A 23,486-nucleotide genomic window follows, 5' to 3' on the forward strand; every position below is an offset into this window, starting at 1 on the left:
TGCCAAGTGAACAGGCCATTCAGAAATATGACAAAGATAGATAATGTTATAAATTGTAACTAAATTTGACCATATTGTTGCAAAATGGCAACATATTTGCTGCGCTTATTCGGGTAATAACAGGCTGCTATCGCCATAGCTGTAAAATCGATAGTCATTTTTGATGGCATGGGCATAAATATGTTGCATTTTTGCCCGCCCCATTAACGCGCTGACCAACATGAATAATGTGGATTTGGGCAAATGGAAATTGGTCATCAACCCATTTATGATTTTAAATTCATATCCAGGGGTGATGAAAATATCGGTCTCCCCCGAAAAAGGATGCAGCAATCCATCATCCCCTGCCGCGCTTTCCATTAACCGCAGCGATGTTGTGCCCACAGCAATCACCCGCCCGCCATTAGCCCGCACATTGTTAATTTTATCGGCTGTTTCTGGTTCAATCACGCCCCATTCGGCATGCATTTTATGATCAGCGACATTTTCCACCTTAACCGGCAGGAACGTTCCCGCCCCCACATGCAGGGTCAGGGTCGCGGTTAATATCCCCGCCCTTGCCAAATTATCCATCAATTCTGGCGTAAAATGCAGCGCAGCCGTGGGGGCAGCAACCGCCCCTTCCTTATCCGCGAACATGGTCTGATAATCATCATAATCACGTTCATCAATATTGCGTTTCGCGGCGATATAGGGCGGCAAAGGCATTGTGCCCGCGCGGTGCAGCAATGTTTCCACCGGTTCATCGCCATCAAATCTTATGTAAAAACTGCCATCGGGTAATTTATCGGTGGCATGGGCAGTGACATCAGCACCAAAAATAATTTGCTGCCCCGGTTTTAATCTTTTGCCATTTCGGACAAATGCCTGCCAACTGCGCAGGTCAATCCGTTTATGCAGGGTCACGCCAATTCGCGCCTCCCCCCTTCTGCCCTCCAATTGTGCCGGAATGACTTTAGTGTCATTAAACACCAAAATATCCCCTGCCCTTAATAAATTGGGCAAATCCGAAACAATTTTATTCGCAAAGGGTGCATCGCCATCGACATGCAATAATTTTGCGCTGTCACGGGGGACAGCGGGACGTATTGCGATATTTTCGCTTGGCAGATGAAAGTCAAAATCATGAAGTTGCATTGCTGCCCCTTTCAATAATTTCGCTCTTTGTGCAATTAAAAACCGCTTATTGGGCGTTTAGATCATCTAAACTTATCTGCTTTTCATCCGGCTGAACAGGTGATGGCGAAACAGGCGCCGCCATGGCCGGTGCGGCTTTATTATCCGTCTTCATCGATGCCTGAACAATTCGGCTGGGATTGACGGGCGGCTCGCCGCGCTGAATCGCATCAACATATTGCATGCCCGACATCACACGCCCAAATATGCTATAATTATTATCAAGGCTGAATCTAGGTTGGAACACGATAAAAAATTGGCTGTTCGCCGAATTTTTATCCTGCGCCCGCGCCATTGAAACCGTGCCGCGCACATGGGGAAGAGTTGAAAATTCCGCCTGAAGATCGGGCAAATCCGACCCGTTTAAGCCCGTTCCCGTGGGGTCACCGCCCTGCGCCATAAATCCATCAATCACGCGGTGAAACACCAAACCATCATAAAATCCCTGCGCAGTCAGCGTCTTAATCCGCTCCACATGTCCAGGGGCGACTTCGGGATATAATTGAATCATGACACGCCCACCGGTGCTAAGGTCCAACACCCAGATATTTTCATCAAGCGCCTGTGACGGCGGCACGGGCATGGAAGCGGCAGGCGCAGCCGGCGCAGCATCCTGCGCATTGGCCAAGGGCGGCATGAATGCACATGCCGATAAAATGGCCATTGCCGTCAATTTGCGGGCAGATAAAAAATTCAACATTATAATCTTTACTCTCAACTAATCCTATTTTCTTGCTATCCTATAATCAACCATGCTGTCCATGTCATGAATGAAATAGCCATATTTAAATTATATTTATCCAATGCTGCCATTTATATATAATCCGCCATCAAATGAAATATGCTTTAATCGGTCAATTAAATATCATTTGACCTGCGCGTCATCTTCCTATTTATTGCGAATGGAAAAATAATATCCCTAGGAGAGAATATGTCATTAGATAACATCCCACGCAGCGCCTATAATGAAGATCATGAGGCGTTTCGCGCCTCTGTCCGCGCCTTTATGCAAAAAGAAGTCGCCCCAAATGCAAAACAATGGGACGAGGATAAAATTGTGCCAAAGGATTTATGGCCAAAGGCAGGGGCGCTGGGCATGTTATGCCCCACCGTGCCAGAGGAATATGGCGGCCTTGGCCTTGATTTTGGATATAATGCCATTGTTGATGAAGAAACCAGCTATACGGGCGGATCGCCGCTTGGCTTTTCCCTACAATCCGACATTGTGGTCAATTATATCGTCCAATATGGCAGTGAAGAGCAAAAGCTAAAATGGCTGCCCAAAATGGTGTCTGGCGAAGTCGTTACCGCCATTGCCATGACCGAACCGGGCACGGGCAGCGACCTGCAATCCATTCGAACCACAGCCAAAAAAGACGGCAATCATTATGTGATTAACGGGTCAAAAACCTATATCACCAATGGTCAAAATGCCGATTTGGTTCTGGTGTGCGTTAAAACCGATACCGAGGTGCAGCCCGCATGGAAGGGCGTTTCCATTGTGTTGGTGGAGGCAGAGCGCGAAGGATTTGAACGTGGCCGCAATCTTGACAAAATTGGCATGGACGCCGCCGATACGTCGGAATTATTTTTTAACGATGTGCGCGTGCCCATTACCAATTGTTTGGGCGAAGAGGGCAAAGGCTTTATATATTTGATGAGCGAATTACCCCAAGAACGCCTATCCATTGCGGTATCAGCGCAGGCATCTGCACAAAAAGCATATGATGACACGGTGGAATTTGTGAAAGAACGCAAGGCATTTGGAAAAACTGTTTTTGATTTTCAAAATACCCGCTTTGTCTTGGCTGACTTAAAAACCAAATTGCAGGTGGGCTGGGCGCATTTGGATTGGGCATTGAACCGCCATTATAAAAAAGAACTGACCAATGAAGAAGGCGCGGCGGCCAAATTATGGCATACTGACCTGCAATGGGAGGTGATGGACAAATGCCTGCAATTACATGGCGGCGCGGGTTATATGAATGAATATCCCATTGCCCGGGCATGGCGCGGCGCGCGCGTTACCCGCATTTTTGGTGGCACAAATGAAATTATGAAAGAGTTAATCGGCAGAACATTGTAAAATTACTGTCATAAAAATTGAACATATTATTGAAAAGCGGCCTCTTTATTGAGTATGCCGCTTTTCACCATATAAGAAGAAAGAATAATAATGTCCCGTCCTGAAAGCTGGCAGTTAATTGCCGATAATTATCCATTTAGCCACCGCACCGAAACGCGCTTTGCCGATTTGGACATGCTTGGCCATATCAATAATGTGGCAATGGCAGGATTATTTGAACATGGGCGCGGCAAATTTAACCATGCCATAGAGGTGGAGCGCCGCACCGCCGACCAACGTTGGTTAATCGCCAAAGTAGAGATAAATTATATCGCGGAAAGTTTTTTCCCCGACCCTGTGGATATTTGTAGTGGCATTTCGCGAATCGGGTCATCCAGTTGGGATATTGCATCGGCGGCATTTCAAAATGATGTCTGCGTTGCGACCTGCGTCACCACAATTGTATTGACCAATAAGGATGGTTCGGTGCGCATCAATGATGATTTACGCGCGGAATTTGAGCGTTTAACAGTAAAGGGCGCGTAAATACCCAAATGGCAAATAAATTTCATTTTTAAGCAGAAAATTTCGGTTTTCACTTGAAATAGATGAAAAACCATGTAGAGCGGCGCGGTATGTAACGCCGCCCGTGCGCGGTGTTTTTGTTTTTTGGGGCTTTTACGATATATAGGCCCAAATTTATGATTCGAATGGAGCTTGGTTTTTTATGCAGATAATGGTTCGCGACAATAATGTTGAACAGGCGCTACGGGCCCTGAAAAAGAAGTTGCAACGCGAAGGTGTATATCGCGAGATGAAACTTCGTCGCCATTATGAAAAGCCTTCTGAAAAGCGCGCTCGTGATAAAGCCGCTGCCGTTCGCCGCGCCCGCAAGATGGAGCGTAAGCGTATGGAGCGTGATGGCATTAAAATCGCCTAAGCTTTTTTATCGTCATATTGGCGATATATCTTATTTTGAATGAAGCGCCGTCGCATGATCGGCGCTTTTTTCATATATCATCATCTTTCATGCATGGTAAAATAATGCGCCCGTTTATTTTGCGCCGCATATGGCGGGCAATATCATCATATTTATAAGATTTCATGCGGCGATAATTAACACTGGCCAGCGCGCGGCATGATGTTTATAGAATGGGGCGATGAAGCGCCCAGAGCGCATTTTTTATTGAGGAAATTTCATGTCTGTTACCGCTGTTCCCATTCAACCCATCAAAAAATCTTCTTTGGTCAAATTATGGGCTGGCCTTGCCATTTTATTGCTGGCGGCCATCGCATTGGCATTTTTCGGCACAAAGGATGTCCGCGCCCAATATTCCAGTAATGAGGCTTTCCTTGCCGATAATGCAGGCAATAGCGGCGTCACCACCACCCCATCGGGATTGCAAATTGAAACCATCCGCAAAGGCGAGGGCCCATCCCCCACGGATGAGGATGTTGCCCTGGTCAAATATAAAGGCATGTTGCGTGATGGCACGGTCTTTGATGAAAATGAACAAGCCCCCATGCCCGTTGCGGGCGTTGTCCCTGGTTTTTCCGAAGCATTAAAATTGATGCAGCGCGGCGGGCAATATCGCATTTGGATTCCCTCCGCCCTTGGCTATGGTGATCAGGATGTCCCCCCACAGGGTGAGGTAAAAATTCCAGGCGGCAGCGTGCTGATTTTCGAGGTAGATTTATTGGAATATAAATCACGTGCCGAGTTGGAGGCCGCGCAAAAACAATTTGAAGAAATGCAAAAAGCACAAGGTGGTGCAGCACCAACCGGCGTACCGCAAGCAGGCCCAGCACCGCAATAATTCGGCCGCAATAATATTGCATCACATATGGTGAAAAGGGCCTTTTTACGGGCCCTTTTTTTTGCCCGCCATAACGAATTTATTACTAACAATATTTGTCACTGGAGCATTGCATGATGCCTGCATAAAATATTTTCACATTTTATGATGGAGAAAATAAATGACACAAACCACATCTTCTATGTTTAAAATCATGCTGCTTGGCTTTGCGGTTGGCACGGCATCCATATTATGGGTTAATGCCGCACATGCGCAAACCGCCCCCAAAATTATCGAAAAATATGAACAGGCCGCAAAAAGCGGTAAAGCACCCAGCACCGCCACACAAATGGCAGGATGCGCCGCATATTGGAAACGTTGGGGCGCGACATTGGAACGTGATTGGGAGGGTAAGTTCATCTCCGAAATGGGTGCCAAACTTGCCCCGGCAAAGGCAAAGAAAAATGCGGCATTTTGGCAAATGGCTGCGCAGAAAAAATGGAAAAAAGAACATAAGGGCGGCCTGACCGGATATGATGCAGCATATGCGGGTTTAGAAAAAAATGCCGACCGCGATTATGAATATTTGACCCGTGGCAATTATGATAAAATGTATAATATTTTCGACATTTTGGGTAGTTGTGACACCAAATAACCAAATTATTTTTACGTTTAATGGCGTGGATGCCGCAATATCCACGTCATTCTTATAATTAAGCATTAAATTCATCATAGCGTCAAAAATTCTTTATGATAAGAGGCGGATATGACGAATAATATACGCCTGAAATTTCCCAAAAAGCCGCCACGAAAAACATGGACTGATTGGGCCGCCATTATTGGTGGTTGCGCCATTTTATTATGCGCCCTTATTTTTGCTTTATCCTATTTCGGCATATTAAACCTAAATATGCCCAGCACAAAATCGCCGCATGAACGCGCCATGGTTGCCAATGCCGATGATATATTAAATGCCAATTTTGCTTTATGCGACGGCCCTGTTCGAAATAATTGCGTTGTTGATGGGGATACAATTTGGTTTGAGGGACGCAAAATTCGCATTGCAGATATTAACACGCCAGAAACGCATGAGGCACAATGCGAACAAGAGCGCGAATTGGGTGTGAAGGCGAAAATGCGGCTGCTCGCCTTATTAAATATGGGCAATTTTTCTTTAAAAAATATTGATCGGGATACGGACCAATATGATCGCGACCTTCGCATCATCATTCGCGGCGGCGATAGTATAGGCGAAAAATTGGTCGATGAAGGATTGGCCGAAAAGTGGCAGGGATATCGGCGAAGTTGGTGCTAAAATATTTTACAAATTGCTAATTATTGATATTTTACGCAGCTCTATCGCCGCAAATTATTTTTCGATTATATGCTATTTCTATCGATTATTAACATAAGTAGAATTTGCAGTTTTTGACGGACTAGTTTACAGTTTTTACAATGGATAATTCACAAATTGATAAGCTAACGCAAAGGCAGATAGACTGCCTAAGTTTAGTTCATAATCATTATACATCCAAAGATATTGGCCGGCAGCTCAAAATGTCGCCCCATACGGTCGATTCACATATTCGCAATGCAGTAAAGATTTTGGGCGTGAACAGCCGGTTTGAGGCGGCGCGTCTAGTTACAAATAGCAATGATAATGAAAAGCGAGAATTGAGTAGTCCCTCTCCGCTACTAGTCGAGAGCGAGAATTTATCCTTTGATGAAATCTCCAAGAATGAGGTTTTCAATAATCATCAAGAGCAAAATTTACTGCCATTTCCGAAATATTGGGGCCAAGAAAATACATTATCCCCAGGTGCTAAATTATTTTGGATATTCTTTATTGCTTTTGCCATTTGCATTTGCATTGGGGCAATCGCCGCAGCATTTGATGCCATTGACCGATTGATGTGACCATCTGCTTATTACTTTCAATCTTGGAAATTTGACACGGAACACAAGGAGAATTTCTAATGCGAAAAGAAAGAATAGAGGCCACCAATAAGGTTGCAAAATCATTGTGGGATGCAGAACAAAAAATCGAAGACGCCATTGCCGCTGTTGCCCAATTAAACGCAATATTACCCACGGCGCGTTCAATGGCAAAAGTGTCGTCAATTATCGGTCAGGATGTATTTAACGCATCCTGCACATCATTAAGAAATTTGATTAAAGCACGCGGTAATATGGTCGATACGCATCATTTATTGGATGGTGTTAAAACCGACATCGGCCTTAAAACCTATAATGCCGGTGGGGGTTTTCCAAAATTTCCGCAGACTGCCATGCTTAACATTGTTGATAATCAAGCAGCATAATTTTCAGCCCCTTGGGGGATAATATTAAACCCAAGGGGTATTTATTCATGGTTGATTTGCTTCAAATATTTTTTTGGACATCATCATTAATTACTTTGATAATTATTTTTTTAATCGGATCAAATGAAGAGAAATTTGGCATAACAGCCTTGATTTTGGGGACATTAACTACGACCGCGTCATATTGGACGTTACAGGATGAACCAAAATATTTTAATCTTTCTCTTTTATTTTTCGACACGATTTTATTGATAATTTTAATCCTATTTTGCCTAAAAAGCAGAAAATTTTGGCCCATATGGGTAAGCAGCTTTCACTTAATTGCTGTGCTGACCCATATTTCCCATCTTCTGTTAAATGAATCATTGATAAGAGCATATAGCTTGCTTCAGGGATTTTGGGTTTACCCCATGTATATCAGCATGATTTTAGGGGCATATGGATATCGAAAAGCAATGATGAAAAAGAAGCAAATCTCCACCTAAATTGGCCCATAAAATGGGCGTGGGGGCGCAATATGTATTATAATTCACAAAATATGCACAATAATATGTGCAATATTGACCTTATTATCGCGGATATTAAATCTAGATTTTTCAGCAGGTTTAGGAAAAATCCGGCCATGTCATCTATTCATGATGATGATATTTCCAATATGGTCGATGAATTTATCCAAATGCGAAACATTAAAAATAAAGATTTTCCCATTGGATTTTTTAGCCAAGCCTATTGGTCAATTTTGACCCATGCATATCAGGCACAGCTGAATGATATATTTTTCACCATGGCGGCTGCATATGATTATGCCGGCGTGCCCGATAACATCACATCGCGCATTATGTCCGAATTATTGACCCTTGGCTTTATTACTTATGATAATGACCCAATGGATCAACAACAACATATTGTCCGATTAACCGATTTTGGCGTGGATATGATCCATAAATATGCCGCCGATGCAGGATTCGCCCTGCCCGTGCGGGCAAGCATATTGCACAAGGATACACCATATATGGCTGAACCAAAATTTAGACAGAAAATGGCACACCCCGCCTAAACCATCCTAAATTGTCATATTTGGTGGAGGATGCACCGGCAGCAATTTGTCGGTGCATTTTCACATTGGTTTAAGGCATGTATTTTTAGATGCTATGCATGTCCAAATTATTGGAATGTTGAGAGCGCAAGCACTTGCCCGCAATATAACCGCCAGTTCCTGCATATATATTATCCCGCAAACATCCAGCCCGACACAATGGCGCAAATAAAGCATTGGAAGATGGCAATTTGCTGCAGACGGCGGGAAAAAGGCTCTTTACGTATTTTATGACGAAATATCGCGCGGCCCACATATGCACCCATTATCCCGCCAAATAGGGCAAGGGTCAACAATCCATCCTCCGACACGCGCCAGCCGCCATTTTCCGCGCGCATTTTGTCAAAACCAAATGCCATAAATGTCCATAGGTTGATAAGGAATATCGCGCCAAATATGTTGAATAAACTTATCATCGCCAAGTCATGGCTATATTTATTTAAAAAATAAATAAGATCAGATCATCTTTTGATAATGAGGATATTTTGATTAAGAATTTCAATATGGTCAATTTATCTGTGAAATTTACCAGCTTCGTCTTCTGTGCAAACTGCACTTTCCTGTCATCTACGTCATCCCGTCGCAAGACGGGGTCGATCGCTTAATATAGAATAGGTGTGGGCATATATAACAAAGTAACTGACGATGGCTGGATTCCGGCCTTCGCCGGAATGACGGTTGAGATATGATTAGTTCCTAGCCTAAGAGTTTTCGGAATTCTTCTCACCACCCTTGGGTGTTATTTCTGATGCAGTGGCTTTTTCTTTAATTTTTATAGAAGCTCTATCTACGCTCAACTTCCAAATGCGCTAAGCACTTTACTTCGCTAAGTAAAGTGATGGAAAACATTCGTGGAGCCAGCCAAAAAAATTCATTATAAGAGCAATAAATGCAATCATTCCAAAGATAAATGGTACCCCAAAATCTAATAATTTATACCGACAACTCTCATTTGTCGAAATGGTTTTAGCAAATGAATCCGTAGAATCTTCAATGATATTTAACTGACTAAAGACATGCTTTAATGCAATTATTAATGATTCTTTATTGCTATTAAATTCCTTCATTTCTTCAAGAGCTGTACTTAGCAAATCAATTTGCTGATCTCTTTTCAGACTTAAATCATCAATTTTTGAATGTATTTCACCTTGGACCGAAATTATATGACGACTTGTTAAATCCGGAAGTTTGTCAATTTCGTCTATTATGCTAGTAATATTAAACATCATAGCGCGTGTAGCGGTATCAATTCCTAGATTATTAGCATCAATATTTCGTCTGCCATCGGCTAAACTATTTTTTACAATTTCTTGTTTTACTGCATCGATGCTTTTTTGATCAAGCATCTGTAAATTATTTAAAAATAAATAAAATTTGTCTTTAAGTTCAGCTTTTATTTTATTTATTATAGGAGAGAAGCTCTCATTATTTGATGTCCTTTCTATCTCCGATATAATAAAAGATAAGGACTTTTGATGTTGCTGTAATTTTAAAAACTCTTTTTCAAAATTTTCTAGACTAGGTGCATTGATATTAATCTTCTCCGCCTGCAACGCAGAAGCCATGACTTTTTTTAGATTTTCTGCAATGTTCTCCAATATTGCTTTGATAACATCATTACTGCCACCATTATCTTTTGCGATTTGAGAATTTAATATTATTACAGTTCTATGTTGAGACCAAAAAATGGCAATATTATATAGCAGGGCCGATATCAGAAACACGCTGATAATAATGTGATTAACTTGTATTGAGTATAAACCCGCAATGATGCCTTGGTCATTAGTTCCAGAAGAGAATGCAAAAATAACTCCAGCCGAAGAAAACCATAATAGATTTCTTTTGGCCTTGCTAAACTCTTCGGTTAAATTGACAACATTCGCATCGTGCAATTTTTTATCAGCTTTAACCGTAGAGACTTTTGCTTCTTCAGCTTTAGGTGCTTGCATATATTCCAATCATTCCGCAGCGACGCCTGCTTGTTCGAACATATCGGCGCCGTCATCATCCATGCCCAATGCGGCGGTCAGGCCGCTATCATTGGCGGTTTTTTTCTTGCGCTTGTCAAAGCTATCCCAAACCTCGCCCCAATTGCCGCGTGTTGATGCCTTACTATATTCTGTCGCGCGGGTTTCAAAGAAATTGGCATGTTCCACGCCGTTGATTAACGGGGCAAGCCATGGCAGCGGGTGATCCTCCACCATATAAACGGGTTGCAGGCCAAGCTGGCTTAACCGCCAATCGGCAATATAGCGGATATAGCGTTTAATTTCCTTTGCCGTCATGCCGGGCACCGGCCCCATTTCAAAGGCAAGGTCGATAAAGCGGTCCTCCAAACGGACAACCTTTTGACAGCAATCGATAATATCTTCCTTCACCGCCTTGGTCAGGCAGCCCCGTTCCTGGGTAAAGGCGTGGAATAATTTGGTAATCCCCTCGCAATGCAGGCTTTCATCACGGATTGACCATGATACAATTTGGCCCATGCCCTTCATTTTGTTAAAACGGGGAAAGTTCATGAGCATGGCAAAGCTGGCGAACAGCTGCACCCCTTCGGTAAAGCCGCCAAACATGGCCAAGGTGCGGGCAATATCTTCGTCATTATCGACGCCAAATTCGTCCAGATAATTGACCTTTTCGGCCATTTCTTCATATTCCAAAAAGGCGCTATATTCGCTTTCGGGCATGCCGATAGTGTCCAGCAAATGGGAATAGGCGGCGATGTGCACGGTTTCCATATTGGAAAATGCGGTCAACATCATCTTTACCTCGGTCGGTTTGAACACGCGGCCATATTTTTCATGGTAACAATCCTGAACCTCAATATCCGCTTGGGTAAAGAAACGGAAAATTTGGGTCAGCAAATTGCGTTCATGATCGGAAATTTTCTGCGCCCAGTCGCGGCAATCCTCCCCCAAGGGGACTTCCTCTGGCAACCAGTGAATTTGTTGCTGGCGTTTCCACATGTCATATGCCCATGGATATTCAAAGGGCTTATATGTTTTACGGGCTTCTAAAAGTGACATGACTTATTCCTAAAATTCAAAAAAACTCTATGTTCATTGCGGCCTTTATTGACAGGCCAGACATTCATCATAATCGGTGGTTTCGGCGGTCATCAATTCCACCTTTTTGGGATCAAGCGTGTTGTCCGCCTCTACCCCGCCGCCAAGTTGATTTTCCGCGCCCTCGCTTCCGGCGAAACCGGCGCGTTGCATGGATTTACTGCGCAGATAATATAGCGATTTGACGCCAAGTTCCCATGCGCGAAAATGCAGCATCAACAAATCCCATTTTTCCACATCCGCCGGAATGAACAGGTTTAATGATTGCGCCTGATCAACATAGGGGGTGCGGTCCGCCGCCAATTCAATCAACCAACGTTGGTCAATTTCAAAACTGGTTTTGAAACTATCCTTTTCCTCTTGGCTTAAAAAATCAAGATGTTGGACCGAACCACCACGTTCAAGAATGGAATTCCACACATTATTACTGTCCTTTGATTTGGCGATTAACAATTTTTCCAAATAGGGATTTTTCACGATAAAGCTGCCCGACAGGGTTTTATGCGTGTAAATATTGGCCGGTATTGGTTCAATACATGCCGAAGTGCCGCCGCAAATGATGGAAATGGACGCGGTGGGGGCAATGGCCATTTTACAGGAAAAACGCTCCATCACGCCTTGGTCAGCCGCATCGGGGCATGGCCCGCGTTCTTTGGCCAACATCATCGACGCGGTATCCACCTGCGCACGAATATGTTTGAACATTTTCAAATTCCAGCTTTTGGCCATCGCGCTTTCAAAACCAAGGCCGCGTGCTTGTAAAAAGCTGTGAAAACCCATAACGCCCAAGCCAACGGAACGTTCACGCGCTGCGCTATATTTTGCGCGGGCCATGACATCGGGCGCCCGGTCGATGAAATCTTGCAGCACATTGTCAAGCATGCGCATCACATCTTCGATAAATCCTTTTTCGCCATTCCATTCATCCCATTTTTCCATATTGAGCGAGGAAAGGCAGCACACCGCCGTGCGGTCATTGCCCAAATGGTCAATTCCCGTGGGCAAGGTGATTTCACTGCACAAATTGGATGTGGATACTTTTAAGCCAACATCGCGGTGATGTTTGGGCATTTGTTTGTTCACCGTATCAGCAAAGATAATATAGGGCTCACCCGTGGCAAGGCGGGTTTCGACCAATTTTTGGAACAGGCTGCGTGCATCAACACTGCCGCGCACTTCGCCCGTTTTGGGTGATTTTAATTCAAATTCTTCCCCATTGCGCACCGCCTCCATAAAGGCGTCGGTCAACAACACACCATGGTGCAGGTTTAATGCCTTGCGGTTAAAATCGCCCGATGGTTTGCGCACTTCCAAAAATTCTTCGATTTCGGGGTGCGATACATCCAAATAACATGCCGCCGAGCCACGGCGCAATGAACCTTGCGAAATGGCAAGGGTTAATGAATCCATCACGCGAACAAAGGGGATGATGCCGCTGGTTTTACCATTAAGGCCGACCGGCTCACCAATGGCGCGAACATGCCCCCAATAGGTACCAATACCGCCCCCGCGAGAAGCGAGCCATACATTTTCATTCCATGTTTTTACAATGCCGTCCAAACTATCCTCAACAGAGTTTAAATAGCATGAAATGGGCAGGCCGCGCCCTGTGCCACCATTGGATAAAACGGGGGTGGCAGGCATGAACCAAAGCTGGCTGATATAATCATATAGGCGCTGGGCATGCTCCGCATCATCGGCATAGGCGGAGGCAACACGCGCGAATAAATCTTGGTAACTTTCATTGGGTAATAAATAACGGTCTTGTAATGTTTCTTTGCCAAATTCGGTTAACAACGCATCGCGGCTGGGGTCGGTTTTAATGTCGAAACGGCGTTTATCAATGGATTTGCTGTTGGGAAGTTCAGAGCTTGCCATTTCTTGGGCCGCATTGGCCATCACCGCTGCAATCGCCGCCTCTTTGCTTTCGATTTTTGATTCGGTTTTGCTGTGCGTTTCCGTCATCGCTACATCCTCAATTGTCGCTTCGCGCTCTAAATCTCTTAAGTCCATTTTTACCCCATTATCACAAATTTTTTCATGGGGATTATACCCCATATTTTACATTCAAATTGCCCATGATAATGGGCCAATAAGGACGATCGGCTCGCCCTTATTTTTTTAACATTTGCGCCGATTATATTCGGCAAGTTTTGCGACCTATTATTATCTTCTATTTATATTTTCGCAGTGGGATAAGATGTCCCTTATACCCTATTTTTTGACCGTCGGGAACAAAAACGCTTCAACCAATATATATTGGTTAAGACGCAACCGATAAATGTTTATATGCCCGCAAAATTGGGCCGAAAATTGGCCATTTGCCCCAATTTTTGGGACAAAAGACCTCCATCACCAGAAACTGGTAATTTCAAAAAACACAATCTGTTGGGTATGCCCCCTATGGCCAACCGCTACCTATAGTGCCTATATTATTTTGAAGCGCAAGAGGGTAAATTAACATTTAACGTAAAAATAAGACTCGACTCATCCTATGTTCGATTCGGTTCATCGCAACATAAAATATGGTGCAGTGCCGCGAGCCAGCCTCCACCAATGCTTTGCCAGATTTTTAACCATGAAATGACAGGCTGTAAAAAAATATTCTTAGCATGAGTGAAATTTACACCATTTTGCATCACAATAAATATGGCAAAAAATCCATGCTAAAATCATTGCAAAACCATCAGCTTTATCGCAACATTATTGCGCCTCCAAAATATGCATAAAATATGTCCAAATGATGCATTACAAATATGCCACAGGCTTTCACTCACTCCATCATTATGATAGGGCGGCTCTTGAACATAGAATTACCATTTTTGCGCAGAATCAATGAATAGAAAGCCCCATCATGATCGTTATTAAAGAATCAGACCTGATTGAAAGCGTCGCCGATGCCCTGCAATTTATCAGCTATTATCATCCCATGGATTATATCCGCGCCCTTGGCGAAGCGTATAAGGCCGAACAAGCGCCCGCCGCAAAGGATGCAATGGCGCAAATTTTAACCAATAGCCGTATGTGCGCAGAGGGGCACCGCCCGATTTGCCAAGATACCGGTATTGTTAATGTGTTCATCAAATGGGGGCAAAATTGCCGGTTGGAATCAGACAAAAGCCTGCAAGAGGTGGTGGATGAAGGGGTGCGCCGCGCCTATTTACATGCCGAAAATAAATTACGCGCATCGGTGCTGGCCGACCCTGCCTTTACCCGCCGCAATACCAAAGATAATACACCCAGCATTTTGAACGTTGAAATGGTCATGGGCGATAAGGTTCAAGTCGATGTCGCGGCAAAGGGCGGCGGCAGCGAGGCCAAAAGCAAGTTTAAGATGATGAACCCATCGGATAATATTGTCGAATGGGTAAAGGAAATGATCCCGCAAATGGGCGCGGGTTGGTGTCCGCCCGGTATGTTGGGCATTGGTATTGGCGGCACAGCGGAAAAATGCATGTTGCTGGCCAAGGAATCGCTGATGGGGCAAATTGACATGGCGCAATTGAAACAGCGCGGCCCGCAAAATGATATTGAGGCATTGCGGATTGAAATATTTGATGCGGTCAATGCCATGGGCGTGGGCGCACAGGGTTTGGGCGGGCTGTCCACCATATTAGACGTGAAAATTTTGGACTATCCCTGCCATGCCGCCAATAAACCCGTGGCCATGATCCCCAATTGCGCGGCCACCCGCCATGCCCATTTCACATTGGACGGCAGCGGGCCAAGCTTTTTGGAAACCCCCGATTTATCGCAATGGCCCGATGTGCACTGGCAACCCGATAGCAGCGCCAAACATGTGCAATTGGACAATTTAACCGCTGAGGAAGTGCAAAGTTGGAAACAGGGGGATAGATTATTATTATCCGGCAAAATGCTGACGGGACGCGATGCCGCGCATAAACGCATAGCCGACATGTTGGCAGCGGGTGAGGAATTGCCCGTGTCATTCAAAGGTCGCATGATTTATTATGTTGGGCCGGTTGATCCTGTGGGCGAGGAAATTGTCGGCCCCGCCGGCCCCACCACCGCCACCCGCATGGATAAATTTACCGATATGATGTTGCAGCAGGGCCTGCTTGCCATGGTGGGTAAGGCAGAGCGCGGACCCGATGCCACCAACGCCATTAAAAATGGCAAAAGCGCCTATTTAATGGCGGTGGGCGGTGCGGCTTACCTTGTTTCCCGCGCGATTAAGGGCAGCAAAGTGGTTGGTTTTGAAGATTTAGGGATGGAAGCCATTTATGAATTTGAGGTGGAAAATTTCCCCGTCACCGTCGCGGTGGATAGCGAGGGGAATAATGTCCACCAGCTAGCGCCGCTTGTTTGGCGGGACAAAATCGCCAAAGAGGGATTGTTACAATAACATATTTTACAACTAAATATTGACGTATTTTCATAGTAATAGGCATAATTCAGGGCAAAGTGAGGAGCAAGGATATTGAGCGCAGATATGACAAAAAAGGGTTCATGTAATTGCGGTAAAATATCCTTTGAGGTTCGGGGGGCTCTTGGCACGCCCGACGCCTGTCACTGTAGCCAATGCCGAAAACAATCGGGCCATTATTGGGTATCAACCGATATTGAAATCGCCAATGTCACGATAAAGGGGGAAAGGCATCTTAACTGGTATGCTGCATCCCCCAAAGTGCGCAGGGGTTTTTGTAAAATATGCGGGTCATTTTTATTTTGGCACCCAAATGGGCGCAGCAGCATCGCCATCGCAATGGGCGCATTTGACATGCCGACCAATATAAAATTGGCCCACCATATTTTTGTGCGTGAAAAGGGCGATTATTATGACATTGCTGACGGCCTGCCCCAAGAAGAATAATCTATTCCAATAATAATATTCACATATAAACCGCACAATAAAAAGGGCGGTCAGAAGGCCGCCCTTTCATTTGGGGGTTAATCCAAATGTGAACTTTATCGCACAATCAATCTTCGCGCGTGCGCTCTTCCATTCTGGTGCTTCTTGCCGGTGCTTGCTGACGCGTGGGGCGTTCGACGCGTTGCTGCACTCTTGGCGTTTGCCCTGATTGTGCTGCTGGTGCAGCGGCGGGCGGTGCACTACGTGGTGGGCGGACATTGACAACAGGGGCGGCATTTGTGGCGGGCGCGCTAACAGCGCCGCCAACATTTACCCCTGCACCTGTATTGCCGCCACGATTTCCGCGCCGACCCTGATAATTACCGCCATTGGTGCTTTCACCCCTGCGGCTTTCGCGGGCATCGCGGATGATTTTTTCGCCAAAGCCATTGCCGCTGCCCCGTCCATTGGCATCATCACGGCCATTATCATCACGGCCATTATCATCGCGGTCATTTCTACGATTATTTCGGCGTTCATCACGGTCCCTGCCGCGCCGACCATCATTATAATCACCTTGACGATTGCCCCGGCCGCGATAGCCGTAATTTCCGCCGCGATTATAATTATTGCGATACCAATTATAACGCTGGCGGCCCCAATAGCTGCGATGATGATCATACATTTGATATCGCAATCCGCCACGGTCGAATATATAAATGCCATAGCCGGGATAATAATAATTATCATACCAACCGCCGCTATAACCTATATTATAAAAACCATATCCATAATCACAGCTATAATAACTGTCATAAGGGGCGTAGGGATCGCAGCTATAAGAAGAATCATAATTATGATAACCATCATCATATAATCCATACATGCAGCCGCTCATCAATAATGAACCGCCGACCAAAGAGGCAAATTTGCCTAATTTCATTATCTTATCTATCGCCATTTTTCACCCCTTTGCATATTTGGGCAGATATTACTGAAACAGCAATCTCGTCATACCCACAATCTATACACTCAATTTTTTATTATTTACGAGTCGTTTATTGTTTTAGTTCATATAAGTTGAATTTAATATGAACAATAATGCATATATATATTCGCAATTACTTGACCTTATACGGATAGATGATAGATTTAATTGAGCGTTTAACATAAAGTGGAGAGATAATATGTCATATGCGCATAGTGAAGAAGCAAATCCCCATTGGGTGCGCCCTCCATCATTAAAAGATATTGAACATATACCCGGTGAAACTGGCCTGCCCTTAATCGGCAATACATTTGCCGTGCTGGCCGATCCCATTGGCTTTGGCAATAAAATGCAGGCAAATTATGGCAAAATATATCGCAACCGCGCCTTTGGTCAAAATACCGTCATGCTGCTTGGCCCAGATGCCAATGAATTGGTTTTGTTCGACAGGAATAAATTATTTTCCAATGAACAAGGATGGGGGCCGGTGTTAAATTTGCTGTTCCCACGCGGGTTAATGTTGATGGATTTTGACCATCACCGCATGGACCGCAAGGCATTATCCATTGCGTTTAAACCCGAACCAATGCGGGCATATTGCACGGCGTTAAGCCAGGGTATTTATCGCCGAATTGCCGATTGGCCAAATGATTTGCAATTTTACCCCGCGATCAAACAATTAACATTGGACCTTGCCGCCACATCATTTTTGGGCATTGATTGGGGGCCAGAGGCGGATAAAATAAATACCGCCTTTGTTGATATGGTGGCCGCCTCTGTCGGTGTAGCGCGCACGCCCATTCCCTTTACCAAAATGGCGCGCGGGGTGGCGGGACGGAAATATTTAATTGATTATTTTACCCCGCAAATTGCCGAGCGCCGCCGTAATGAAAATATGCAGGATATGTTCAGCCAATTTTGCCGCGCAACACGCGAAGATGGCGAATATATGGCCGATGATGAAATTGTTGATCATATGAATTTTTTGATGATGGCTGCGCATGACACCATCACCTCCTCCATTACATCTATGGTCTGGTTGCTTGCCAAAAATCCAGACTGGCAGGAAAAATTGCGCGAGGAATGTTTGTCGATCGCCCCAGCGGGTGGAGCAATAGCTTATGAGGATTTATCCAAATTCACCCTAACCGAAATGGCGTTTAAGGAATCATTGCGCCTGATCCCCCCCGTGCCCAGCATCCCGCGCCGCGCGGTAAAGGATTTTGAATTTGGCGGATATCATATTCCCGCCGGCACAGCGGTGGGCGTTGCCCCATCCTTTGTTCATCATATGGCCGAATATTGGCCCGAACCTGAAAAATTTGATCCGATGCGCTTTACGCCAGAGGCGATAAAGGAACGGCATAAATTTGCATGGGTTCCCTTTGGCGGGGGGGCACATATGTGCCTTGGCCTGCATTTTGCCTATGAACAGATGAAAATATTCATGCATCATTTGCTGACATCGCGCAGTATAGAGGTGAATAATGGATATGAACCCAAATGGCAGGCATGGCCTATCCCCAAACCAAAGGATGGATTGCATGTGACGTTAAGGCCGCTTTGACACGGCCCTAAGTCTATATCATTATAATATATTGATTACCCGCTATTCCTTAATGCGGTGGCAATGGCGTTAATGGTTAGGGAAATGCCGTCGCGCACCTTGGGATCATTTTCCCCGCTGCGGTGGCGTTTCATCAATTCCACCTGTAACAGGTTTAACGGTTCAATATAGGGCAGACGCAGTTCAATTGAGTTGAACAAAGATTGATTTTTCTCAAGCAACCAATTTTGCCCTGTTGCCTCCAACAAACCATCGCGCGATTTATGCCATCCATCATTAATACGGCCAAATAATTCGCTCGATAGCGCCTTATCCTCTACCAATTGGCTATAATGGCTGGCGATTCTCATATCAGATTTGGCCAACACCATTTCCATATTGGATAAAATCGTTTCAAAGAAAGGCCAATTTTGCGCCATATCTTTTAACAATGCCTTATCCTCAAATTCATCAAGCGCCTGTCCCACGCCATACCAACCAGGCAACATGACCCGTGCCTGGGCCCAGCTAAATACCCATGGGATGGCGCGCAAATCCTGAATCCGGCCACCGGTTTTGCGGCTGGCGGGACGCGAGCCAATTTTCAAACCCGAAATTTCGGCAATTGGGGTCATTTGGCGGAAAAAATCCTTAAACCCATCATGATTATATACTAAATCGCGATAGGCGTGAAAGGCGCTGGCCGATAATGTGGTCATCGCCGCGCTATATTTTTCAAGGTCGGCAGGCGATATTTTAATTTCCTGTAATGACGCCAACATGGTGGCCGATGTCATGGTTTCCAAACTGGCCACTGCATTATCAACGCTGCCATATTTTGCTGCAATCACCTCGCCCTGTTCGGTAATGCGGATGCGCCCCTGCACCGTGCCATGCGGCTGTGCCTGTATCGCGCCAAATGCACTGCCGCCGCCGCGCCCAACTGCGCCGCCGCGCCCGTGGAATAACTGCATGGCAATGCCCGCATCCTTAAATACGGGGGCAAGGGCAAGGCTGGCCTCATATAATTCCCAAGTGGAGGTTAAATAGCCGCCATCCTTATTGGAATCTGAATATCCAATCATTACTTCTTGATATCCACGCACTTCGGCCAAATGCTTCATTTTCTCAATGGCAAAGAAATTGGTCATTGTGTCGGGCGCATTTTTCAAATCGCCCACCGTTTCGAATAAAGGCACAACCATGATGCCCGCCGATGCGTTGCCATTGCTATCAACACGGTAAAGCCCCGCCTCTTTCAGCATTAAATATACTTCCAAAAGGTCGGAAACGCTTTGCGTCTGGCTAATCACATAGGTGGTAATACATTGTGGTCCAAATTGCGCATGGGCATGGGCGGCGGCGCGAATAATGGCCAGCTCATGGCTGGTCTTCTCGCTATATTCATGCCACCCATCGGATAGGGGGCGATTATTGCTAAGCTCATTTAATAACAGCTTAACCCGCGCATCCTCATCCAGTGATTTATAATCTTTTTCAACGCCAGCAATATTTAACAGCTCGGCCACCAATTCTTCGTGCACGTCGCTATTTTGACGAAGGTCAAGCGTGGCCAAATGGAAACCAAATGTTTCCACCGCACGGATCATACGGCCCAATGCCCCGCCAGAGGCAAGAGCGCCCTCACCCCCCTGACGCAGGCCCGATGCAATAATCACCAAATCGGCGCGTAAATCCTCCGGCGCGTCATATTTTGGTGCCTTTATGGTCGATGGGCGCGGCGGGGATTCGCCTACTAAATCAATATAGGTCGCGCTGATACGGGCATAAATTCCCGACAATGCTCGTCTATATGGTTCATCCGCACGGCTGGTCGCATTATCGCCGCTATTTTCAGCAAGATCCAATACCTCTTGCGGAATATCGGTCTGTTCACTGGAAATGGAAAGCTCGCTGCCCAAATGATGGATGAAATCCATATAATAACGCAGCGCCGATGCCCCATTGCGCGAAATGGCATATTGCAGCGAATCCGCGCCAACAAAGGGGTTGCCATCACGGTCGCCGCCAATCCAGCTGCCAAGGCGCAAAAATGATGTCGGGCGAAAACCCAGATCATTTTCCCAACGCGCATATAATTTGGGCAGCGCGGTTAAAAACACCTGTTCCATTGATGAACGTGCATTGTCAATTTCATCGGTGACCCGCAATTTTTCACGGCGCAGCGGCCTTGTTTGCCATAATAAAGCAATTTGCCGGAAAATCGCATTTTCAATCGTATCGCCGCTGGGTGTTTCGGCAAGGCCGGCATCGCGCATTGCCATTAACTCGGCAATGCGGCTTTTATGATCAATAATGCTTTTACGGCGCACCTCGGTTGGGTGGGCGGTTAACACTGGCGCGATTAAACTATTGCCCAATGTCTTATTTACTTCATCTTCACTAACCCCATTGGCCCGCAATATTTCCAGCGCCTCTGCCACGCTCGCGCCTTTTTCCTTGGCAACGCCTTGGCGATCCTCGGCCAAATTGGCCAAGATGGAAAATAACATGAAACCACGGGTAAAATCCAATGTATCGTCCAATGATAATGCGCCAAGGCCGTGGTCAACATCCTCCACGCTTGACCCCTTTCGGCGGCGGTCCACACTGGATGAACGGATATATTCAGTCTGGCGATATAATTTTTCGCCGCCATAGGCGCGAATAACATCGCCCAGCATTTTACCCAGATAACGAATATCTGGATTTTGAGAGATTTGGGGACGGCCATCTTCGTTCAAAGAAGCCGTATCATGGGGAGGATTGCTATTTTTTGTCATATCTCCCCTTGTGATAAAAAAAGCCGTAAGGTCAAGGGCAGACAATAAAATATTTCAAAAAATTAGTTTCAGTTGTAATTTAATATTGCACACATCCTATAATCACTTGCAAATATGGCCCGTCATTTGCTCAATTTATTAAATAATCCCTCAACCTCTTTATCCTGAATGGCCACATTTTGGGCGATTTGCTCGCATTTGCCGCGCTGCTCCAAAATATTTGCCATTATATCAGCATATGCCATCGCCCTTACCTCCACCGCGTCCAACCGCACTATCATGGACGTGCAAAGCGCCAATGCCCCAACCGATCCGGCACGTGCCGCATCCAAACGGCTTAATTCAACCTGCGCCACGGCCCATTGCTCACTGCCGATACGGGCATTTTGCGCCGCATTTACCGCCGCACGCCCCTTATTCAATTTCGAATCATATAATGATGCTGCATCCTGATGCATTTTTTGCGCTTCATTTATGTCATTTTTAATTGCGGCCAGATCATTATTAACCTCGGCCAGCGCCTGCGCGCTTAATATTGCCGGGCTATGGGTGGACGGCGCCATATTTTGCGCTGATTCTTTTTCATAAGGGCGCTGTTTCAACGATGGAAAATCGCCCATTTGCGCCGAACAGCCGCCCAATAAAGTCAAAGACGCCATTATAAACGCCCCCTTGATGATGTTTATTTTAGATGTGGCGGTGCGAATCAATGATCATTCCTATAAAATAATGGACAATATAATATTGCGCATTGTCTAAACTTGCGCACTCTATTATACAAGCCAGTAGCAATGATGCATGAAATATCGCGCTTATCAGCAATTTTCACCAAATTTTGGGCAAAAGTCGTTGACAAGAAAGCAGCGATGCATTAGCGCGACCAAACTTCTAACGCGGGTGAAACGGTTTCGCCTAATTTAAACGCGCGTTGGTGTTTTTTTATTTTATTGTCGGATTTTAGTATCGCGGCCCAAATGGACCTTCGAGAAATATCTGATTTGAACGGATGAGTTAAGCCATGTTTGCTATTGTGCGGACCGGCGGCAAACAATATCGCGTTGCCGCGGGAGACAAAATTGCAGTTGAGAAACTGCCGGGTGCAGCCGGTGACAAAGTGTCATTGGATGATGTTTTATTGGCCGGTGACGGCGCAGAGATTAAGGATGTAAAAGGTCTTAATGTTTCTGCGGAAATCATTGCGCAAGAACGCGGTGAAAAGGTGATTGTTTTCAAAAAACGTCGTCGCCATAATTATCGCCGTAAACAAGGTCATCGCCAAAGCTTGACCTTGCTGCATATCCTTTCAGTTGGAAGCGATAAAGCAGAGGCGAAAAAAGCCGCCCCCAAAAAAGCAGCAGCAAAGAAGGCTGATTGATTCTTTATAGATAAATAAAGAATGATCGCTCATTTAAGAAGTTTAAGGAGTTTAGACCATGGCACATAAAAAGGCAGGCGGTTCGTCACGCAACGGTCGCGATTCAGAAGGTCGTCGTTTAGGCGTTAAAAAATTCGGCGGTCAATCAGTGATTGGCGGCAATATTATTATTCGTCAACGCGGCACACGCGTATATCCTGGCGCCAATGTTGGCATGGGTAAAGATCACACATTATTCGCCCTTACCGAAGGCGCAGTGCGATTCCATTCTGGCAAACTTGGTCGCAAATATGTGTCGGTTGACGCAATTGCGATGGCCGCAGAATAAATCAAGACAATCAATAATGGGTTGTCTTAACGGACGACCCGGAGGGCGAAAGCCCCAAAATTTTCAGGGAGACGGGTCATCCGCCTCCCTTTTTATTTGCTCCCCGAATAAAGATGAAATTTCACTGATATAGC

Annotated in this window: 24 protein-coding genes; 15 read left to right on the plus strand and 9 right to left on the minus strand. The window is 45.5% G+C overall.

What is annotated here, in order from left to right; genetic code table 11:
- Positions 1-105 precede the first annotated feature (105 nt).
- Positions 106-1,137 carry a tRNA preQ1(34) S-adenosylmethionine ribosyltransferase-isomerase QueA gene (gene queA / locus LPB140_RS11915; RefSeq protein ID WP_072560018.1) on the minus strand — a complete coding sequence of 344 codons (1,032 nt, stop codon included), beginning with the start codon at positions 1,135-1,137 and terminating at the stop codon, positions 106-108.
- A 46-nt stretch (positions 1,138-1,183) separates the two neighbouring features.
- On the minus strand, positions 1,184-1,876 hold the full coding sequence (locus LPB140_RS11920) for a peptidylprolyl isomerase (RefSeq protein WP_083550412.1): 693 nt from the start codon (positions 1,874-1,876) through the stop codon (positions 1,184-1,186).
- A 231-nt stretch (positions 1,877-2,107) separates the two neighbouring features.
- Here LPB140_RS11920 and LPB140_RS11925 point away from each other — a divergent pair, with 231 nt between their 5' ends.
- From LPB140_RS11925 to LPB140_RS11970, 10 genes are all read left to right on the plus strand, one after another.
- Positions 2,108-3,262 carry an acyl-CoA dehydrogenase family protein gene (locus tag LPB140_RS11925; RefSeq protein WP_072560019.1) on the plus strand — a complete coding sequence of 385 codons (1,155 nt, stop codon included), beginning with the start codon at positions 2,108-2,110 and terminating at the stop codon, positions 3,260-3,262.
- 90 nt (positions 3,263-3,352) lie between these two features.
- The gene (locus LPB140_RS11930; RefSeq protein WP_072560020.1) at positions 3,353-3,787 is read left to right on the plus strand and encodes an acyl-CoA thioesterase; all 435 of its coding nucleotides are present in this window, start codon (positions 3,353-3,355) and stop codon (positions 3,785-3,787) included.
- A gap of 181 nt (positions 3,788-3,968) precedes the next feature.
- Positions 3,969-4,181, plus strand: coding sequence for a 30S ribosomal protein S21 (rpsU, locus tag LPB140_RS11935; protein ID WP_072560021.1), 213 nt, complete (start codon positions 3,969-3,971; stop codon positions 4,179-4,181).
- 259 nt (positions 4,182-4,440) lie between these two features.
- Positions 4,441-5,058 carry an FKBP-type peptidyl-prolyl cis-trans isomerase gene (locus LPB140_RS11940; RefSeq protein ID WP_072560022.1) on the plus strand — a complete coding sequence of 206 codons (618 nt, stop codon included), beginning with the start codon at positions 4,441-4,443 and terminating at the stop codon, positions 5,056-5,058.
- 160 nt (positions 5,059-5,218) lie between these two features.
- Complete coding sequence (locus LPB140_RS11945; RefSeq protein ID WP_072560023.1) at positions 5,219-5,692, plus strand: hypothetical protein; 474 nt, start codon at positions 5,219-5,221, stop codon at positions 5,690-5,692.
- 111 nt (positions 5,693-5,803) lie between these two features.
- Entirely contained in the window at positions 5,804-6,352 is a 549-nt protein-coding gene (locus tag LPB140_RS11950) for a thermonuclease family protein (protein WP_232223410.1), read from the plus strand.
- Between the two features lie 140 nt (positions 6,353-6,492).
- Positions 6,493-6,954 (plus strand): helix-turn-helix transcriptional regulator, encoded by a 462-nt coding sequence (locus tag LPB140_RS11955; protein WP_072560024.1) that lies wholly within the window; start codon positions 6,493-6,495, stop codon positions 6,952-6,954.
- Positions 6,955-7,013: 59 nt separating this feature from the next.
- On the plus strand, positions 7,014-7,358 hold the full coding sequence (locus LPB140_RS11960; protein ID WP_072560025.1) for a hypothetical protein: 345 nt from the start codon (positions 7,014-7,016) through the stop codon (positions 7,356-7,358).
- A 95-nt stretch (positions 7,359-7,453) separates the two neighbouring features.
- Positions 7,454-7,843, plus strand: coding sequence for a hypothetical protein (locus tag LPB140_RS11965; protein ID WP_156874213.1), 390 nt, complete (start codon positions 7,454-7,456; stop codon positions 7,841-7,843).
- A 32-nt stretch (positions 7,844-7,875) separates the two neighbouring features.
- Entirely contained in the window at positions 7,876-8,415 is a 540-nt protein-coding gene (locus tag LPB140_RS11970) for a hypothetical protein (RefSeq protein WP_072560027.1), read from the plus strand.
- Between the two features lie 170 nt (positions 8,416-8,585).
- Here the strand turns inward: LPB140_RS11970 and LPB140_RS11975 are convergent, their stop codons facing one another.
- From LPB140_RS11975 to LPB140_RS11990, 4 genes are all read right to left on the minus strand, one after another.
- A complete protein-coding gene (locus LPB140_RS11975; RefSeq protein ID WP_072560028.1) occupies positions 8,586-8,870 on the minus strand; it encodes a DUF1294 domain-containing protein in 285 nt (94 codons plus the stop codon).
- Positions 8,871-9,272: 402 nt separating this feature from the next.
- Positions 9,273-10,403 carry a hypothetical protein gene (locus LPB140_RS11980; RefSeq protein ID WP_072560029.1) on the minus strand — a complete coding sequence of 377 codons (1,131 nt, stop codon included), beginning with the start codon at positions 10,401-10,403 and terminating at the stop codon, positions 9,273-9,275.
- A gap of 9 nt (positions 10,404-10,412) precedes the next feature.
- Positions 10,413-11,480: a ribonucleotide-diphosphate reductase subunit beta gene (locus LPB140_RS11985; protein WP_072560030.1), complete on the minus strand. Its 1,068-nt coding sequence runs from the start codon at positions 11,478-11,480 to the stop codon at positions 10,413-10,415.
- 45 nt (positions 11,481-11,525) lie between these two features.
- Positions 11,526-13,418: a ribonucleoside-diphosphate reductase subunit alpha gene (locus LPB140_RS11990; protein WP_418346548.1), complete on the minus strand. Its 1,893-nt coding sequence runs from the start codon at positions 13,416-13,418 to the stop codon at positions 11,526-11,528.
- A gap of 955 nt (positions 13,419-14,373) precedes the next feature.
- On the opposite strand from LPB140_RS11990, the gene LPB140_RS11995 reads away from it, so the two are divergent.
- Positions 14,374-15,885 (plus strand): fumarate hydratase, encoded by a 1,512-nt coding sequence (locus LPB140_RS11995; protein WP_072560031.1) that lies wholly within the window; start codon positions 14,374-14,376, stop codon positions 15,883-15,885.
- Positions 15,886-15,960: 75 nt separating this feature from the next.
- Positions 15,961-16,353 (plus strand): GFA family protein, encoded by a 393-nt coding sequence (locus LPB140_RS12000; protein ID WP_232223411.1) that lies wholly within the window; start codon positions 15,961-15,963, stop codon positions 16,351-16,353.
- 106 nt (positions 16,354-16,459) lie between these two features.
- On the opposite strand, the gene LPB140_RS12005 is transcribed toward LPB140_RS12000, so the two are convergent.
- The gene (locus LPB140_RS12005) at positions 16,460-17,293 is read right to left on the minus strand and encodes a hypothetical protein (protein ID WP_156874215.1); all 834 of its coding nucleotides are present in this window, start codon (positions 17,291-17,293) and stop codon (positions 16,460-16,462) included.
- Positions 17,294-17,519: 226 nt separating this feature from the next.
- On the opposite strand from LPB140_RS12005, the gene LPB140_RS12010 reads away from it, so the two are divergent.
- Positions 17,520-18,887, plus strand: a complete 1,368-nt coding sequence (locus tag LPB140_RS12010; RefSeq protein WP_072560033.1) for a cytochrome P450 — start codon at positions 17,520-17,522, stop codon at positions 18,885-18,887.
- 35 nt (positions 18,888-18,922) lie between these two features.
- Here the strand turns inward: LPB140_RS12010 and ppc are convergent, their stop codons facing one another.
- Both ppc and LPB140_RS12020 read right to left on the minus strand, forming a co-directional pair.
- On the minus strand, positions 18,923-21,649 hold the full coding sequence (gene ppc / locus LPB140_RS12015; RefSeq protein ID WP_072560034.1) for a phosphoenolpyruvate carboxylase: 2,727 nt from the start codon (positions 21,647-21,649) through the stop codon (positions 18,923-18,925).
- Between the two features lie 122 nt (positions 21,650-21,771).
- Positions 21,772-22,308 carry a hypothetical protein gene (locus LPB140_RS12020; RefSeq protein ID WP_072560035.1) on the minus strand — a complete coding sequence of 179 codons (537 nt, stop codon included), beginning with the start codon at positions 22,306-22,308 and terminating at the stop codon, positions 21,772-21,774.
- 359 nt (positions 22,309-22,667) lie between these two features.
- Here LPB140_RS12020 and rplU point away from each other — a divergent pair, with 359 nt between their 5' ends.
- Entirely contained in the window at positions 22,668-23,024 is a 357-nt protein-coding gene (rplU, locus tag LPB140_RS12025) for a 50S ribosomal protein L21 (protein ID WP_072560036.1), read from the plus strand.
- A 58-nt stretch (positions 23,025-23,082) separates the two neighbouring features.
- Entirely contained in the window at positions 23,083-23,352 is a 270-nt protein-coding gene (gene rpmA / locus LPB140_RS12030) for a 50S ribosomal protein L27 (RefSeq protein WP_072560037.1), read from the plus strand.
- Positions 23,353-23,486: the final 134 nt, after the last annotated feature.

Source organism: Sphingorhabdus lutea (genome assembly GCF_001889025.1).
Taxonomy (GTDB): Bacteria; Pseudomonadota; Alphaproteobacteria; order Sphingomonadales; family Sphingomonadaceae; genus Sphingorhabdus_B; species Sphingorhabdus_B lutea.

Coding starts and splice junctions, on each gene's coding strand:
- LPB140_RS11920 (WP_083550412.1), bottom strand. CDS start 1,876: ATGTTGAATTTTTTATCTGCCCGCAAATTGACGGCAATGGCCATTTTA.
- LPB140_RS11930 (WP_072560020.1), top strand. CDS start 3,353: ATGTCCCGTCCTGAAAGCTGGCAGTTAATTGCCGATAATTATCCATTT.
- LPB140_RS11950 (WP_232223410.1), top strand. CDS start 5,804: ATGACGAATAATATACGCCTGAAATTTCCCAAAAAGCCGCCACGAAAA.
- LPB140_RS12005 (WP_156874215.1), bottom strand. CDS start 17,293: ATGGCGATAGATAAGATAATGAAATTAGGCAAATTTGCCTCTTTGGTC.
- LPB140_RS11925 (WP_072560019.1), top strand. CDS start 2,108: ATGTCATTAGATAACATCCCACGCAGCGCCTATAATGAAGATCATGAG.
- LPB140_RS12020 (WP_072560035.1), bottom strand. CDS start 22,308: ATGGCGTCTTTGACTTTATTGGGCGGCTGTTCGGCGCAAATGGGCGAT.
- LPB140_RS11940 (WP_072560022.1), top strand. CDS start 4,441: ATGTCTGTTACCGCTGTTCCCATTCAACCCATCAAAAAATCTTCTTTG.
- rplU (WP_072560036.1), top strand. CDS start 22,668: ATGTTTGCTATTGTGCGGACCGGCGGCAAACAATATCGCGTTGCCGCG.
- rpsU (WP_072560021.1), top strand. CDS start 3,969: ATGCAGATAATGGTTCGCGACAATAATGTTGAACAGGCGCTACGGGCC.
- LPB140_RS11980 (WP_072560029.1), bottom strand. CDS start 10,403: ATGCAAGCACCTAAAGCTGAAGAAGCAAAAGTCTCTACGGTTAAAGCT.
- LPB140_RS11975 (WP_072560028.1), bottom strand. CDS start 8,870: ATGATAAGTTTATTCAACATATTTGGCGCGATATTCCTTATCAACCTA.
- LPB140_RS11985 (WP_072560030.1), bottom strand. CDS start 11,480: ATGTCACTTTTAGAAGCCCGTAAAACATATAAGCCCTTTGAATATCCA.
- LPB140_RS11960 (WP_072560025.1), top strand. CDS start 7,014: ATGCGAAAAGAAAGAATAGAGGCCACCAATAAGGTTGCAAAATCATTG.
- queA (WP_072560018.1), bottom strand. CDS start 1,137: ATGCAACTTCATGATTTTGACTTTCATCTGCCAAGCGAAAATATCGCA.
- LPB140_RS11990 (WP_418346548.1), bottom strand. CDS start 13,418: ATGGCCAATGCGGCCCAAGAAATGGCAAGCTCTGAACTTCCCAACAGC.
- LPB140_RS11945 (WP_072560023.1), top strand. CDS start 5,219: ATGACACAAACCACATCTTCTATGTTTAAAATCATGCTGCTTGGCTTT.
- LPB140_RS11995 (WP_072560031.1), top strand. CDS start 14,374: ATGATCGTTATTAAAGAATCAGACCTGATTGAAAGCGTCGCCGATGCC.
- LPB140_RS12010 (WP_072560033.1), top strand. CDS start 17,520: ATGTCATATGCGCATAGTGAAGAAGCAAATCCCCATTGGGTGCGCCCT.
- LPB140_RS11970 (WP_072560027.1), top strand. CDS start 7,876: ATGTATTATAATTCACAAAATATGCACAATAATATGTGCAATATTGAC.
- rpmA (WP_072560037.1), top strand. CDS start 23,083: ATGGCACATAAAAAGGCAGGCGGTTCGTCACGCAACGGTCGCGATTCA.
- ppc (WP_072560034.1), bottom strand. CDS start 21,649: ATGACAAAAAATAGCAATCCTCCCCATGATACGGCTTCTTTGAACGAA.
- LPB140_RS11955 (WP_072560024.1), top strand. CDS start 6,493: ATGGATAATTCACAAATTGATAAGCTAACGCAAAGGCAGATAGACTGC.